This window comes from Segatella sinensis, from assembly GCF_040095255.1.
Lineage (GTDB): Bacteria > Bacteroidota > Bacteroidia > Bacteroidales > Bacteroidaceae > Prevotella > Prevotella sinensis.
On record NZ_JBBNGE010000044.1, the window covers coordinates 12,962 to 28,523 of the forward strand.

General features: G+C 43.4%; 12 protein-coding genes. 8 read left to right on the top strand and 4 right to left on the bottom strand.

Going from position 1 to position 15,562, the window contains the following annotated elements; translation table 11 throughout:
• Window positions 1-77: 77 nt before the first annotated feature.
• The 3 genes from AAAT87_RS11505 to AAAT87_RS11515 are packed head-to-tail and all read right to left on the bottom strand — an operon-like array spanning window position 78 to window position 1,479.
• Window positions 78-458: a hypothetical protein gene (locus AAAT87_RS11505; RefSeq protein WP_287623530.1), complete on the bottom strand. Its 381-nt coding sequence runs from the start codon at window positions 456-458 to the stop codon at window positions 78-80.
• Between the two features lie 24 nt (window positions 459-482).
• Entirely contained in the window at window positions 483-728 is a 246-nt protein-coding gene (locus AAAT87_RS11510; protein WP_287623532.1) for a hypothetical protein, read from the bottom strand.
• Window positions 729-732: 4 nt separating this feature from the next.
• Window positions 733-1,479, bottom strand: a complete 747-nt coding sequence (locus tag AAAT87_RS11515; protein ID WP_349226492.1) for a metallophosphoesterase — start codon at window positions 1,477-1,479, stop codon at window positions 733-735.
• A 239-nt stretch (window positions 1,480-1,718) separates the two neighbouring features.
• On the opposite strand from AAAT87_RS11515, the gene AAAT87_RS11520 reads away from it, so the two are divergent.
• The 8 genes from AAAT87_RS11520 to AAAT87_RS11555 all read left to right on the top strand — a co-directional run bounded on the left by AAAT87_RS11520 (window position 1,719) and on the right by AAAT87_RS11555 (window position 13,753).
• Window positions 1,719-2,150, top strand: coding sequence for a hypothetical protein (locus AAAT87_RS11520; RefSeq protein ID WP_349226493.1), 432 nt, complete (start codon window positions 1,719-1,721; stop codon window positions 2,148-2,150).
• 44 nt (window positions 2,151-2,194) lie between these two features.
• Window positions 2,195-3,931, top strand: a complete 1,737-nt coding sequence (locus AAAT87_RS11525; protein ID WP_349226494.1) for an ATP-binding protein — start codon at window positions 2,195-2,197, stop codon at window positions 3,929-3,931.
• A gap of 9 nt (window positions 3,932-3,940) precedes the next feature.
• Window positions 3,941-4,552, top strand: a complete 612-nt coding sequence (locus AAAT87_RS11530; protein WP_349226495.1) for a hypothetical protein — start codon at window positions 3,941-3,943, stop codon at window positions 4,550-4,552.
• Window positions 4,553-5,153: 601 nt separating this feature from the next.
• Window positions 5,154-7,997: a PD-(D/E)XK nuclease family protein gene (locus tag AAAT87_RS11535; protein WP_349226496.1), complete on the top strand. Its 2,844-nt coding sequence runs from the start codon at window positions 5,154-5,156 to the stop codon at window positions 7,995-7,997.
• Window positions 7,994-11,137 carry a UvrD-helicase domain-containing protein gene (locus AAAT87_RS11540; protein WP_349226497.1) on the top strand — a complete coding sequence of 1,048 codons (3,144 nt, stop codon included), beginning with the start codon at window positions 7,994-7,996 and terminating at the stop codon, window positions 11,135-11,137. The genes AAAT87_RS11535 and AAAT87_RS11540 overlap by 4 nt, the downstream gene beginning before the upstream one ends.
• Window positions 11,138-11,421: 284 nt before the next feature.
• Window positions 11,422-12,129: an SDR family NAD(P)-dependent oxidoreductase gene (locus tag AAAT87_RS11545; RefSeq protein WP_349226498.1), complete on the top strand. Its 708-nt coding sequence runs from the start codon at window positions 11,422-11,424 to the stop codon at window positions 12,127-12,129.
• Between the two features lie 54 nt (window positions 12,130-12,183).
• Entirely contained in the window at window positions 12,184-13,308 is a 1,125-nt protein-coding gene (locus AAAT87_RS11550; protein ID WP_287623545.1) for a hypothetical protein, read from the top strand.
• Window positions 13,309-13,357: 49 nt separating this feature from the next.
• The gene (locus tag AAAT87_RS11555) at window positions 13,358-13,753 is read left to right on the top strand and encodes a tetratricopeptide repeat protein (RefSeq protein ID WP_349226499.1); all 396 of its coding nucleotides are present in this window, start codon (window positions 13,358-13,360) and stop codon (window positions 13,751-13,753) included.
• Window positions 13,754-14,000: 247 nt separating this feature from the next.
• Here AAAT87_RS11555 and cas1 read toward each other — a convergent pair whose 3' ends face one another.
• Window positions 14,001-14,978: a CRISPR-associated endonuclease Cas1 gene (cas1, locus tag AAAT87_RS11560; RefSeq protein WP_349226500.1), complete on the bottom strand. Its 978-nt coding sequence runs from the start codon at window positions 14,976-14,978 to the stop codon at window positions 14,001-14,003.
• Between the last annotated feature and the right edge of the window lie 584 nt (window positions 14,979-15,562).

The window sequence follows — 15,562 nt, forward strand, 5'->3', positions numbered from 1 at the left end:
AGCTTTTTTTTAGAAATTAGGGTATTTCAGCTCTTTCCCGAAGAGGTGGATATGCCTGCTCTCTAAGAGTGTACAGTCTATAGGATAAGATGTTCCTCCTTGATGATGAGACCTAAATGCAAATCATCCGATAGTCTGTTGAGGACCCTGATTTTATCCTTATTACTGATGTAGCTATATATGTACCATCCGTCTTCATAGTCTTGCCACTTTTGATTTCCATCCGTTCTCTTTTCTAAGCCTACCAGAGGATAGCCTTTGAAAAGGATGCTTTTGAATTTGGCAACTTTGTAGAGACCTATCTTCTTGAGGCATTTCTTAAATGTTCCTATAGCTGTTTGCTCTAAGACGATGGTTCCATCTGGAAATCTGATGGATATGGTTTTCTGATAGCCTTTCTTGTTATTTGCTTTTATACTTTTCTTCTGTTCTTCCATGATGATCTGTTTAACTTTCATTTTTTCTGGCAGTCCCTATGTGATTTATTCTTTTTTCCCCTGGTGGTTGATATAGAGATGGGTGAGGATGCTCTCCACCTTTGACAGGGAAGAGTCTATGTCCAATGGCTCGTTATCGGAATCGGTAATTTCTTGCTTCAGCCCAGGGTAGGGAGATGTCATGCAAACTACGGCCTTGCTTGGCTCTATGAGTTCAAAGTAACCTGTGATGTGGCACTCTTGATAGTCAATCACAGGATTGATGTCGATGTCAAAGTGAAAAATGCTCATATTCTTATTTGATGATGTTTATTTTTAAATGTGGGTCTATAGCATAAACGTTTTGCGTATCCAGGCAGGCAAAGGTACAGGTGATGACCGGCACCTCCAGCATGGTGTGTCCGAATATCTGGTAAGTTCCTTCGATGGGTTCCGAGTGAATCATCTCCCTCTGGTCTGCCCATACCGGACTGCCAGCAGGATAGTCACCACCCCTTATTTTGCTGCATTCAGTCAAGGCAACAATACCTTCCTCTGTGTCCAGCAGGCGGTTGATGGCTTCTGCTGAAACCTCTGGCAGGAGGTACGGATGCTGGTGAAGCCAGCATGAATGCACACCGGCGTGCGTAAAGAGGACTTCGCTCTCAGGGAATGCCAAAGTATGGGCAAGCTGGAACAGCTGACTGTTTTCATGGAAAGTGTCCTCATACAGCTGAGCATATTTCCAAGAATATCTATTGGATTTACTGTACAGACTATACGCCTTGCTGAAATATTGCAGATCATGGTTTCCCAAGAGCAGCGTCACTCTATCAGGGTTTGCTTTCTTGAAAGAAAGGATTTCCTGGAAATTGGTGAAGGCTTCGTCCGGGCTGATGCCTTCAAGTGGATATGGGTCCAGGTAGTCTCCTAAAAAGACGATGTTTCCCGGGAAGCGGTTGGCAGCATCCTTCCAGAAGTCTCTTCCGTGTACATCAGGAATGATGAGACAGTCCTCTGCAGATACGAGGGAGATGTCTTTGGTCAATGAATCAATTATCATAAGCGATGAATCTTTATATATATAATAAGGTGTAGATGAACCAGCCATCAGCATGGTCATAACCCTTTTTTAGTTTCACTTTCGAATTCTGGTGCAAAGGTACGCCTTTTTGCGGAAAAATAGTTTTTCGTTATACGTATAATGCATTTTGCCGGTTGCTTTTTTAATAGTACCTTTGCACCAGAAATCAGAGAACATCTCTCTGCATGATTTTAGTAACAATTATAAATTAATTTATTATGATCGAAACAAAAACATCAGCACAGGTAAATGAGTTTGTAATCGTAGAAAACATCTTCGGTTCACATCTCAAGGCAGTAGCCAAGGCAGAAGACAAGAAGCATTTCGCCATTATGGAAGGCAATGAGATTCTGACACCATTTGAGCTTGAGAGTCATGGCATCGCCTTCAATGGAGTAGTCTTGCTGAAGGCAGGAGACAAGATGGGCATGCTGGCCTTTGATTTGGGCAATATCTACATCGCTCCCGAGTACGACTACATCAATGAAGCAGCAGTAGGTGATGATTTCGTCTTCGAGAAAGACGGAAAGAAGGGTAGGGTCACACTCCAGGGACAGTTCATCTCTGATGATGAATTTGAGCAGCTGCCTCAGGACAAGAAGGATGAATGGGAAGATATCGGTTTCATCTTCGCCAACGACATTGATTAATTTAATCTCCTAATCATACAAAAAGAAGGTCTTATTAGATATATATGGAAATATCAGGAAATCCAGCAATCGTTCGCCATAAAAAGGAACTGTTTTTCGATGAAATAGATTTCGATCAGCATGTTCCGCTCCCTTTAGAAGAATCCGATCTCACGATACTCCAGCTCTTCGACAGGGTTTTGCGTGAAGTCACGAGCAAGGGCTTCAGCCAGTCCACACTCGATCTTTGCATGCCATATATCTGCAGGTTGGCCCAGCTTCAGGCAATCACCAACCGGCAGGCATTCATCATGGCTATATGCATGAATTTCAGTTTGAACATGAGCATTACCCTCAGAGCAGTAGCCAATATGCTCGATACCACCAATATGATGCTCATGCACTGGATGCCGGACTTCCATGCGCTTTGTGAGAAAGAACTGCTGGAGAAGATGGAGAGAAGGATGGGAAGGGTGGATGAATATGTGATTCCGGCAGATGTCCTGGAGGCTTTCAGCAACAATGAAGTATTCGTGAAAAAGACCTCTAAGGTGGAAAATACGCTGGAACTGCTTTCCACTTTCTATCATCTGTTCAAACAGAAGAGCAAGACGTGTATGGAGACCGATACCTTTATCAAGAAGTGTTCCCGTCATCTGAGCGATAATCAGCATCTTCCGCTCGTATCTAAGTTGAAAAAACTGGAGCTTTCATCCATCGAGTCAGAACTCATCCTGCTGCATCTCTGCCGTTGTTATGTCATGAATTCCATGTCTAATGTGTCTTTAGGGCAAATCGTAGCTTTGTTTGATGAAGGCAAGGACCGCAATGTGATGGTATATGGATTACTTCAGGGCAATCATGAGCTGTTCCAGCGAAAGCTCATCACTTTCGGGTGTGCCGATGGCATCAAGGACAAGGAGACTCTATGCCTTACAGCCAAAGCCCGTCATCTGCTCATACCGGAGTATAAGCTCAGAGGGATGAATACACCGTCGTCAGATATGACCAGTCACAAGGATATCGTCTTCAAGAATCTCTATTACAATCCATCCGTGGAGCAGCAGATACAGAGATTGCATTCACTGCTGGAGGAGAAGAATTTCAGGATGGTTCAGAAGCGATTGCAGGAACGGGGCTTCCACAAGGGCATCGCCTGTCTCTTTTATGGCTCACCAGGCACCGGAAAAACCGAAACCGTGCTTCAGCTTGCCAAGTCCTCCGGCAGGGATGTGATGCAGGTAAGCATGTCACAGATCAGGAGCAAGTGGGTGGGAGAGAGCCAGAAGAACATCCAGGAAGTCTTTGCCAGTTACAAGGAGCGAGTCAGAGCAAGCAAACTCTGTCCCATCCTGTTGTTCAACGAGGCAGATGCCATCATCGGCAATCGGATGGAAGTTACCACCTCCTCCGTTGACAAGATGGAAAACAGCATTCAGAACGTGATCTTGCAGGAAATGGAGAATCTGGAAGGCATCATGATAGCCACCACCAATTTGCAAGGCTCATTGGATGCAGCCTTTGAGCGAAGGTTTCTCTATAAGGTAGAGTTTGAAAAGCCTTCCCTGCAGGTACGCACCCAGATCTGGCATAGCATGATGCCGGATGTAGATGAAGCCACCCTTTCCTCCATCGCCTCGCAGTATGATTTCTCAGGCGGTCAGATAGAGAACATCGCCCGCAAGGCACTGGTAGATGATCTGCTGTTTTATTCTTCCGATATAAGCAATAAAGAGCGGATTTCTACGTTCTGTAGACAGGAGGCATTATCAAAGAATGCTATCAAGGGGTTTAGCCTCTAAAATAACTTAATGAAACAACTTAAAGCTGACGTGATTATGAACAAGGGAAAAAGAAAAGAAAACCAGGTAAAGATCAAGGTTGTAACAAAAGCCTTTTACGGAGTCTGCTGCCATGGCTGTGGCTGTGAGGGTAGTGAAAAGGAGCATGAAGTAATGGTATCCCAGCGAGTTTACAATGCCCTAAAGGAAATCGGAGAAGACGAAGTTACCAGTGAGGATGTAGAGGAGGCGATAGAGAGTGGCAAGCGCAACCTGAAGAAACTTCATAAACATCTGGGAGACCTCTTTTATGAGATGGTGGTGCATTACTGGCTCTATGAGTCAGATCACAGCTATATAGATGAGTCTTTGGAATGTTACATTCTCGACGATATCAAGAACGGTCTTTATGTGGAAGAAGAAGATGATGATGTTTATGATTATTGGGCAGATGAGGATGAGACCAAAGATGATGGCTATATAGATTCTAACAGATTACACAAATACGGGGAATGGGTATTGGATGGTACGCATGACAATGACTTTGTAGCCGAGAGAATAGGCTGTAATATTTCAGTTATCAGAGATGAATATGATGTGGAATATACGATTTTCCTGAAGGAGGAGGATGCACCCGCCTGAAAATATAAATGTAGATCTTGAGGCGAACGGATAGAATCACTTCATCAGATCTCACATCACAATTTTAAACAGAGTAAATAATCCGTTTTTTATATGTGATGCAATTCAGAAAGTACATTGAGAAACAAGGCTAAATCTTGTGCCAATTCATCCCAAAGGCTAAAGACCTTTGGGTTTTCTTGGCAACATTATATAAAGTATGCAAAAAACGAGAGGATGAAGAATATAGGCAAGCTGCGATGAACAGGATAACCCAAGCTATTTGTAGTGAAGCCTGCCACTAAGGAGAAGATTACGATTGCAGCCCGTGATAAGATTGTGTTCAAGGCTTCAGATTGTATTCAGTATTACTCACGTAAGCATTGTAAGGATTAAACGATAGTGGTATTATCTATCAGTAAATTGATCTAAATGGGTATAGCCACCAGATTTTCTGGTGGCATTTTTTATGCCTAAATATATGTTTTTGGGACAGTAAATCATGTTTTCCCCAGTAAAATTGAAGAAAAGCTTTTAAAATATATCGAAAATATTATTTTTTTTGTACTTTTACAGACTGAAAACGGATACGTAAGTCCGCTAACTTAAAAAAGAATAGCTTATGAGAGACGAAATTTTCCCTGAATATGGAAGTCCTAATCTTCAAAGGTATGAAGATGGGGCAGTGGAGTGGAAGATATTGTTTTCACCGGAATTCTCTGGTCACGTTTTTACCAGCAGTGAGATTATGATGGATACTGTGGTGACGAACACCATAGGTCTGGTTAATCTCCTGGAGTTGCGTTTAGGACTGCATTATGATGAGGTGTCTGCCCAGGAGCGCATGGCACTTTATTATGATGCGGTAAGCAAGTATATGGAAGCTCATCCCAAGAACGTGATGGCGGAATCCTTCAAGACCTCAGGTCTTACTACTGCTAAGGCGATGCTGGGATGGAGGGATGAACTTCGCTCGGCAGATTGGGATTTTGACGGTACTTCCATCAGCAGCCGCCTTTCCGTACTCATCGGAGTGGAGGAATATTTCAGGAAGAAGGATGGTTGCGATATGGCGGGAAGGCTTCATATTGTGACTGACCAGGTGGCTATGCAAAAGCTTGACTGTTCTCATATGACTTGTTTGCTTGCCTGTGATAAAGACTGGCTCAAACCTAATGTGCGTGAGCTTTTAAATGCCTTGGAGCGTCAGGGAGCTAAACTGGAGCTGATTCCTCAGGCTCCTGTTTCTGACTCTAATCTATGCAGGGTACGAGAGATGATTTTTGAGGGCAGGCAAGGGAAGATTACGCTTGATGAGAATGACAGTTCCCTTTTGATCTATCAGTTTAATGATGAGCGACAGGCTGCCCAGTATCTTGCTTATGAGCAGATGGATGATGTGGATCTCTGGATCAATGCCGATAACAAGCAGATGGACAACTGGTTGCTGCTGATGAACAAGGCTATGACCGGCAGTATTACATCAGACTGTACTCCTCAGCTGACCCAGCTCTTTGTCATGGGCTTGGGACTCTTTGCTTCTCCTTTGAATGTGAATACGCTGATAGAATGGCTCAATATGCCACTGCATCCTTTAGATAGTTTCTTCAGGTCTCACCTGGCAGAAGCCATTGTCCAAGAAGGCGGTTACAGAAATGATGTTTGCAGGAATCTGGTAAAGGATTATGTGGATGGTAAGTTTGTTTATCTGGATGAACAGCAGAAAGCCTTATCCATAGAGGAGCAGCAGGAAATCCGTGAAAAGGGCAGGGAGCAGCGTCAGAAAAAGGTAGATGTCTTTTTGCCGCCACTTCAGGCATCTGATGAGATTGATACGGAGAAGGTGCGCCTTTTTGTAAGTCAGCTCGCCAGCTGGTCACGCCAGCGTGCTCATCTCATGGATGACGGAAAGCAGAATCTGCAGTGGATAGAGCAGCTTACCTCCGTGGCTGGCATGTGTGATGCCTTGCATATCCTGCTTTCCACCATATCATCCCCTGTAATTGACTATCAGACGATTGACTCCTGGATGAGCGGTATTTATGAAAAGGGTTCTTTCACCAATGCTGTAGCTGAAAAAGGATGCAGGATGGTGGTGGACAGTCCTTCCAAGATAGCCTCTGTGGCTCAGAATACGGTCTGGATGGGTGTAGATGGTGATGATGCCATGGCTGGTGAGTGTGCTTTTCTCTATCCTTCAGAAAAGCTTCAGCTTACGCAGGAGCGATATATTCGTGCATGGGATGAGAGTATGCAGAACCGGTATCATCAGTTCATGAGTCTTATGCCCCTCTGGATGACTGAAAAGCAGCTCATTCTGGTGGTCTGTCTCTCTCGTGCAGGAGAAGCTACCTTGAAGCATCCTCTCATGGTTCGTCTGGAACAGCAGGTGTCAAATTTAGACAAATTTATCAGGACTCCGAAGATAGATGAGGAGAAACTTTTGGATGTGAAGATAGTGGACAGAGAGGAAGCGGCAGCAGAGATTCAGTTTGATCATGCCAGCAAACTTCAGTGGCCAGATCATCTGAGTCCTACCAGCATTGCCACCCTGACTGAGTATCCTCTTGATTTCTTGATGGAAAGGATGCTGAATATCACTGCGGAGGGCAAGGCTCAGATGGCAGATGTGAAGACCATACAGGGTAATGTGGCTCATGCCGTGATAGAAGCCCTGTTCGCTCCTCGTCAGGGCAAGGCGTATGCCACTCCAAAGGAAATAGCAGAGAGGCTGAAGGAATATGATGCCGTTTATAATGAACTGGTGGAAGCCAAGGGTGCTATCCTGCAGTTGGCTGAGAACAAGCTCACCGAAAAGCTTCTTCATGAGCAGCTCCGTTCCTGTCTTGACTCTCTGCTGGAAATATTGAAGGACAATGAACTGAAGGTTACGGGATGTGAAAGGTATGTGGAGATGAACATGAAGCTGGGATTGCCTAAGGCGCTGGATGAAAACGGAAATCCAAAAGCCTCTGACATGCTGGGATTCATTGACATGACGCTGGAGGATCGGGATGGGCATCCTGTGGTGTTTGATTTCAAATGGACCACCTGGGCAAAAGGCTATCAGAACAAGCTGGAGCAGAACCGTTCCGTGCAGCTGGAGCTTTACCGTAAGATGTTGGGACAGACTAAGAAGGATGAAGTGAAAAGGGTGGCTTATTTTCTCATGCCGGAGGCACGTCTTTACAGTAAGGAAGACTTCAAGGGCCGTTATTGTACGCAGATAAAATCCTCCGATGACAGTAACATCGTGGAGCAGCTGCGCCAGGGTGTCATTTACAGGAAGAAGCAGCTTGATGGCGGCCTCTTGGAGATGATGGGCCCTTATGATGAACTTTCCTATGTCAATGATACGGAAGATATGGGGCTCTATCCGCTTCTTAAAGACGATGAAACGGGAGGCAAGAAGGCCAATTTCTTCTCCCAGTATGGACTTTTTTTAACTAAAATGCAGGATTTATGAAGAATGTCACATATATCAACGCAGGGGCCGGTAGTGGAAAAACCTATCGCCTTACGGAAACCTTGACTGCGCTCATCAAAGCGAAAAAGGTGAAGCCTTCAGAGGTGATTCTCACTACGTTTACCACCAAGGCTGCCAATGAGTTCAAGGAAAAAGCCAAGGCCTTTCTATATGATGAGGGGCTTTATGATGCTGCCATCGAACTGGACCATGCCATGATTGGCACCGTTCACAGTGTCTGTCAGCGCCTGATAGGCAAGTACTGGTTTCATTTAGGTCTATCTCCTTCCATGGGAGTGATGGCAGAGGAAGATACAGCCTATTACATATCACAGTCACTTTCCGAGCTTCCTACGGAGGAGGAACTGAAGGTGCTCCATCAGTTTGCCAGATATTTTGATCTGAGGGAAATGAAGGATTTCAGACCCACCAGCAGCATTGACTATAACGTATGGCAGGGACATCTGAAGGCCATCATCGGTTATGCCACCAATTATGAGATAGATGATTTCAGCAGGAGTGAGGAGGAATCTCTTTCTTTCATCCGTGGTTTTGTCAGGAAAGGAAGTGACTTTGGCTTTTCTTACGAGGAGCTCAAGGACGTGGTTGATGAGCATGAGCAATTCCTGCGCTCCAAGAAGCAGAGTGCCGCAAATGATGTACGTATCGAGAAGCTGGTACAGGCAAGAAGAGGTTTGGGTCGCATCACGATGGGCACTTTGAAAAATATCAATTCCACCATAGGAACACCTAAAGGATATGGTCCACTGGCAGCGGATTTTCAGGATAGGATGTCTGAAATATGGACCAGCGAGATGGTTTATGAGAAGCAGGAGGCCTACATCCGTCTGCTTTTCAGTCTGGCCTGTAGATGGAAGGAAAACTTCGCCCAGTTCAAGAAAGAGAAGAATCTTCTGGACTACAATGATATGGAGAAATACATGAGGCTTTTATTGAAGGATGAATCCGTGGCCCGTGAGATTTCCCTGTCTTACAGATATCTCTTTGTGGATGAGTTCCAGGACTCTTCCCCTATACAGGTGAAGATATTTGATGCATTGAGTGATCTCATGGAGCATTCATTCTGGGTGGGTGATTACAAGCAGGCTATTTACGGATTCCGAGGCTCAGACATAGCTTTGACCAAGGCTGTAGTTGACCGCATCAGCCTGAAAGAGGACGGATGCGATACTGATACGCTTGACACTTCATGGCGCTCGCTTCCGGATATCGTGCAGGTAAATAACGCTATCTTCAAGAAGACATTTGCCCATGTGCTGGATGAAAAGAACATTACCCTCAAGACACATCGTGAGAACAGTAATGGAACGGATTCCTTGAGATTTTTTCACAGCAGTGATGATGCAGGTGTGGCAGAGCATGTATTGAAATTGCTTTCCCAGCAGGTTAATCCTCATGACATAGCAGTACTGGCACGAACTAATTCCACGCTCAAGGATGTGTCTGAGAAACTGAAGGAATACGGCATTCCTTCCAGTAGGGAGGATTTCCCGATTATCGAGACCAGGGCATACACCCTTGCTTCATCTCTTCTGCGTATTGTGGAAAGCAGCAATGATGCATTGGCCAAGGCCACGGTAGCCTATCTCACAGAACAGGATTACAATACCAGGAAGATTATCGAGGAAAAGATTCTTCTTTCCTGTGATGAGGAGAAGAAGGATGGGGATTTTCTTGTGGAAGTTCCTCTCATCAGTAAGTTGCTGGCAATTCGTTCCAAACTGCAGCAGCAGTCGGTGGCTTCCCTGGTGGAAAGTATGATCATCGAGCTGGGACTTTATGATGAGATCAAGAAGGTGGAGGAGGATGCTCAGTTTGGCATCTCGTCCCTTCAGTCTATCATCAATTCTGCCCGGGTTTATGAGGAACACTGTGTGCAGATGAACCTGCCTGCTACGGTGGATGGTTTCATTGCCTATATGGAGAATGCCAATCCTACCGGCAGCGGTGATGCAGAGGGTGTCCAGCTACATACGTATCATTCTTCCAAGGGTTTACAATGGAAGTATGTCATCATGATGTCGCTCAATACCGATGTGGCAGACGTAAAGAGTGCTGTAAAGACGGAGACTTATGGTGTTCATCCTGTTCACTGTGAACAGCCGTCGGCTGGCAGTCCGTATCCAGAGGTCTATATCAGGCTCACCCCATGGATATATGGAACAGACCGCAATGTACCTGATGCCATCAGTGCCAAAATAGAGGAGATGGAAGAATTTGAAATCGCTTTTCAGAATCGGATTTCTGAAAGCAACCGTCTTCTGTATGTGGGCATGACTCGTCCTCAGGATGTATTGATTCTGGATATAGAACAGCCAAAAAGGGGAAAGAGGATGCTCGGATGGCCCAAGGATGTGGGCATAGATTCTGCTGCCAGTGAGGTTGCTTCCAAGGATGGTTGGGATATTTTCGGAACCGGGCACATCTTCAAGGATATGACTTTAACCCAGGAAGAACTGGATGCATTGGAAGATTACGGAGTTGCTGATTCATCGGCATTCAAGCGTCTTGATATTGAGGAGCCATCATTTTTGATGAGGGAGCCTCGATATATTTCCCCAAGTCAGATTCTGAGGAAAGGAAAAGTGGGTGATGTGTACGATTTCAATAAGCGTATTGCACTGAGCAAGAATCCTCAAAGCATGGCCCAAGTGGGAGACTGCATTCATCAGATCTTTGCCGGTATGGAGGAAAAGCGTCCTGCTTACCGGGTAGAGATGAAGGAAATCATAGGCAGTTATCATCTTTCTGCGGTACTTACTGATGAGGAGGCCATTACAGATGCCTGGAATAATCTGTATGGCAGATTAGAGGAACTTCATGGCAAACCTCTGAGGACTTATCACGAGCGTCCATTCCGGTTGGAGCAGGACGGACAGAGTATTGTGGGAAGCATTGATTTGGTATGGCAGACTGCTGAAGGCAATATCGTAGTGGATTACAAGACCAATCCGATGGGGCCTAAAGCCGTACTGGATCCTGAAAATGAACACTTTGTGGGCTGGTATGCTGGTCAGTTGGAGGCTTATCAGGCTGCCCTGGAGGCTGCCGGTGAAAAAGTCATCAAACGTTACATTTATTATCCTGTCAACGGATTATTGGTGGAACTGGCTGATTAAATATATGAAAAACAGGGCTAAGGAAAATTTACAACTCCTTAGTCCTGCTTTCTAACTCCAGCTTTTCTACACCTGTTATAATATAACTGATGTTTTGTAAGTGCGTTCTTATTGTAAGAATATAAGTATAGTCATTTTATGCTAACTATATTTATGACACAATTAGTATTAAAGAAATTTGGAAAATCATTCGTCTTTTAAATGACAAAATCGTATCTTTGCATTTGCAATAAATGGTTTCTATTTAGAATTCATTTTACTGAACTTTTAAATAATTATAAGGAATGAATAAAACAGCTTTTATTACTGGTGCCAACAAAGGTATTGGCTTTGGAATCAGTAAATATCTTGGCCAGTCTGGCTGGGACATTATTATCGGAGCTCGCAATGAAGCAAGAGCTTTGGATGCAATGAGCAAGTTACAGGACGCAGGATGTACTGTTCTGGGATGGGTGGAAATAGAACTGAGTAACCAGACTAGTATCAGCAAGGCAGCAAAGGAAATCAATGAGAAATATCCTTCGCTCAATCTCCTGGTAAATAATGCAGGTATTCCGGGAGATATGTCAAAGACAAGTTGGGATACTGATATGAAGGATATCAAGGAAACTACTGATGTAAATTACTTTGGGACATTAGCCATCACCCAGGCACTCCTTCCGCTCATCAAACAAAACGAAGGTAGAAGTGTGAATGTGACAGTACCAAGTGAAATCAGTCCTTATTGGCATCCACTGGCTTACGTAGCAAGCAAAGCAGCCCAGAATGCTATGATGGGTGTGATGGCAATGGAGTTTAAGCAGAATAACATTCCTGTGGAGATTTTCAGCGTACATCCTGGTCCTACCACTACAGATTTGAATGGCAATATGGACTTGCCGGGGTTTCATACGACTGACAAGGTGGGCGAGAAATTTGCTAAACTCATCAATGATGGTAAGTCTCATAATGGCGAGTTTATCGAATTATATCCTATTGTAAAAGAAGATTAGAGACTTTGCAATAGGAAAAAGTAAGTATTGTTTTATCTTAATGCTATTGTCAATATGCTTGGAATTAGTTCATACAAAGATTTGCACTATTGGGAATCATTGTGGCCCAATAGTAATCCTGGTAAACATAACTGGTATATTATTCTTTTGAGCAATTTAAACTATCAAACTCCGGCAATGCGATTGGTTTTTAATAACTATGAATATCTGCATTATAGGACTAAGAATATCCGTTATTTCATTCCAGGTCTTTTGAATGAAGAAAAAGGTATATATCCTTTGAAAAATAGAGATACAACAAAGCCTGTTGCCTTCTCTGAAAGATTTCATGTAGATGGATTCATAGAGACTGTGGAGTGGCTAGAAAATAATAATCCAGCTTACAAATACAATGAAGGCATAGATATGATTCTGCTTCCATATACACGTCAGGAAGATCCTGCTACTGGTAAGGAAGAGTATGACTTCAAACACATGCTGTGGTATTGTCTGGATGACATCATGAATCAAGGAATCAATCTGATTTCGTTCATGAAAAAAGCGATGGATGTTGTTAGTGAAGACATGTCCTATGAGGAAACAAAAGCTCATTTGAATATTGCAGTTTCTACTGGGCTTTTAGAGGCACCTAAAATCAAGGTATCAATCGTTAAAATGCCGGAACAATGGAAACTTCCTGAAGGAAGGAGAACCAAGGAACTTTGGGCTATCAAGATTAATGTAAACGGGGAGTCTTTCAACATCAAGGTTGGTTCAAAAGACCAAAGAATGGTGTATGTATGTACACTCATCAGACAGAAACTTGGTGAACATATGTACCTTCATGAATTCTTCAGAAACGGTAGAGGTAGATATTGTAAATTTACCAAGCAAGGTTCCAAAGAATGGCTAAGGGATGTTTACAATCTGCTTTTCCATCATCCAGCAAGGGATTTTAGTGATTGGATGGCAAGAGTGGATGACACTGAAAACAGGGGACGCAGCATCAACCAGGGAAAATCGCAGATTAATGCCTATATCAAGGATAGACTTAAAGCGTTTGAGTTGGATGTATCAGAAATGCCAATCATAGACAAAATGGAGGATGAACATCAAGATTCTTACTACACCACTTACCTTCAGCCTGAAGATATAGAGATACCGGAAGATTTTTTGTCCATTCCTTTATCAGTAAGATGATGCAGAAGCAATGGACTGCTAAAACTTTGCTCATAATTAAGGCTCCTGTATGAAAAAAGATCGTGAAACAGCAAGTAAATATCGCCAGCAGGCCCTGGAAGGAGATCTGATGGCAATGAACAACATGGGTGTGTGCTATGCACAGGGCATCGGTGTTGTGGAGAATCATGCCACTGCATTTGAATGGTACATGAAAGCCGCTACACTGGGCGATATTTATGCCTGTTACAATGTGGCAGAATGCTATTATTTAGGTGACGGGGTAGAACAGGACTACGAAAAAGCACTTCATAGGTATCTTATAGCTGCAGAAAAAGGAGATGTACAGTCACAGGTAAATGCTGTCAATGCCTATTATCTTGGGCAGGGAACCACAGAAAATCATGCCAAGGCTCATGAGTGGTGGCTCAAGGCTGCCCAGCGAGGACACTTGCAAAGATACTGATGAGAAGTTTTCCTTTCTTCTGTAGTCTGGGTCAAAGTGGGCGCAGATAAAGTAGGGGAGTGATTTTTTCATCAGGTTGTATTTGGCACTGTCCATGCGCTGGATACTGTGCAGGACTTCTGTCTGATTTCTGAGTGATGGCTCTGGGTGAGCAATCATCTTGAATAGGTCTATCATGTTGATAGATGTCAATTTTTCATTGGCAGCCACGATCTTGGTTCCCAATGATACAGTCTGCTCTTTCATACTAATAATGTTTTAATTGTTGTGCGAATTTTTGTATATAGAGAAATATATGGGTTTCTCGGCTTCTGGTCATTCCCTTGATGGATTCATTCTCCGCCAGGTAGTCATTGACTGATTGGATGATGACTCTTCTTCCCAGGGATTCGAGCCATACTGCTCCTCTTTCATCTGTGGAGTAGTAGTCCTCTGTTATGATGTTCTGGGCCAGCAATGAATATACGATATAGTCTATCCATACCCTGTAGAGCTCTATCACGTCATAGGAAAGTACGGGTCTTCCATACTCGTCACGGTGGAGAATGCCTATATAGGGATCTATGCCGCAGCGTATGAGTGCATTCTCTATCTTTCCATAAAGGATACCGTATCCATAGTTGAGCATGGCATTGGCTATATCGGTAGCCGGATGTTGTGAGCGTTCCTTGAACCGGTATTTCTCTGGTATGAACAGATTCAATGCCCGGAAGTATTCTTTGGAGGCATTGCCTTCGTAGGCTCTGAGATTATTGGCGATTTCTCTTACTGTGAATCCTTCAAGTGAATCCACCCTTGCGATGAGTTTGCTGATTTTGTTGCCAGCTTCCTGTACGGTGAGTTTCTTCTTTCCTGTATCTACCTGCAGCATGAGCAGCAGGGCCAGTTGGTTTTGCATCTTTTGGATGATGACCTTTTTGATCCATTCCACAGCATCCTGTGATGCTGTGAATATCAGCTGCCCTTTTCTGATGGTGGAGATAGAACCATATTTGTGACTCCATACGCAGCCCATTACGTTGCCACCTATGTCGATTAGCGTGACTCTGATGTCATTTTCAATGGCAAGTATCAAGGCGTCGGATGTGAGTAAGGCACTCTTGGCTACTAAGATGGAATCCACGTCTTTAACAGGTATGCGATGGCTTCCTGTTGAATTGTTGAGCATGAAAGCTCCATTGCTGATGCTAAGTTTAGCACCGTATGAATTTAATACGATTTCCATAGGCTCATGGTTTTAAATTTCTGAGTGCAAAGGTAGGGAGGGATTTTGAAATTATATTTCACTGGCTCAATTTTCTGGATTTTGATAATTGGGTATGATTTCTATACCTTATTATAAATAGGGCATTTTTCTTCTCTTCTTTAGAATCTAAAATATATAGGTATTGGGGTGATAGTTGAGATGCTGATTTATCTCCTTTCTGATGTTTCTTAGTGCTGAATCATTTCTTTTGGTGGTGGCTTGTCATTTGCCTTTGGGTTTCTGTTTTCTATTATAGTTAATAGAGCTAAATTTTTGAGCTAAAAATGGTAGAATATTTAAGAATAATTGGCTTGCATATCTCGAAAAATAGTCGTACCTTTGCACTCGCTAAGAAAAAGTTAATTTTCGGTTAAGAAAAGTGAAGAATTGTTTAGTAGAGTTCTTTAACTTATTGATAATCAGAATAGTCTTATAAGGTCGAGTACGAGACCATCTTCCACTACAATAAGGATTAAGACACATATATAAGTAAGTGATCTAAATTATTTTTATATATAAGTACTAACATGGCTCATTTTTCGTTTTATAGAAAAAGTAGAATT

Coding starts and splice junctions, on each gene's coding strand:
- AAAT87_RS11505 (WP_287623530.1), bottom strand. CDS start 458: ATGAAAGTTAAACAGATCATCATGGAAGAACAGAAGAAAAGTATAAAA.
- AAAT87_RS11510 (WP_287623532.1), bottom strand. CDS start 728: ATGAGCATTTTTCACTTTGACATCGACATCAATCCTGTGATTGACTAT.
- AAAT87_RS11515 (WP_349226492.1), bottom strand. CDS start 1,479: ATGATAATTGATTCATTGACCAAAGACATCTCCCTCGTATCTGCAGAG.
- AAAT87_RS11520 (WP_349226493.1), top strand. CDS start 1,719: ATGATCGAAACAAAAACATCAGCACAGGTAAATGAGTTTGTAATCGTA.
- AAAT87_RS11525 (WP_349226494.1), top strand. CDS start 2,195: ATGGAAATATCAGGAAATCCAGCAATCGTTCGCCATAAAAAGGAACTG.
- AAAT87_RS11530 (WP_349226495.1), top strand. CDS start 3,941: ATGAAACAACTTAAAGCTGACGTGATTATGAACAAGGGAAAAAGAAAA.
- AAAT87_RS11535 (WP_349226496.1), top strand. CDS start 5,154: ATGAGAGACGAAATTTTCCCTGAATATGGAAGTCCTAATCTTCAAAGG.
- AAAT87_RS11540 (WP_349226497.1), top strand. CDS start 7,994: ATGAAGAATGTCACATATATCAACGCAGGGGCCGGTAGTGGAAAAACC.
- AAAT87_RS11545 (WP_349226498.1), top strand. CDS start 11,422: ATGAATAAAACAGCTTTTATTACTGGTGCCAACAAAGGTATTGGCTTT.
- AAAT87_RS11550 (WP_287623545.1), top strand. CDS start 12,184: ATGCTTGGAATTAGTTCATACAAAGATTTGCACTATTGGGAATCATTG.
- AAAT87_RS11555 (WP_349226499.1), top strand. CDS start 13,358: ATGAAAAAAGATCGTGAAACAGCAAGTAAATATCGCCAGCAGGCCCTG.
- cas1 (WP_349226500.1), bottom strand. CDS start 14,978: ATGGAAATCGTATTAAATTCATACGGTGCTAAACTTAGCATCAGCAAT.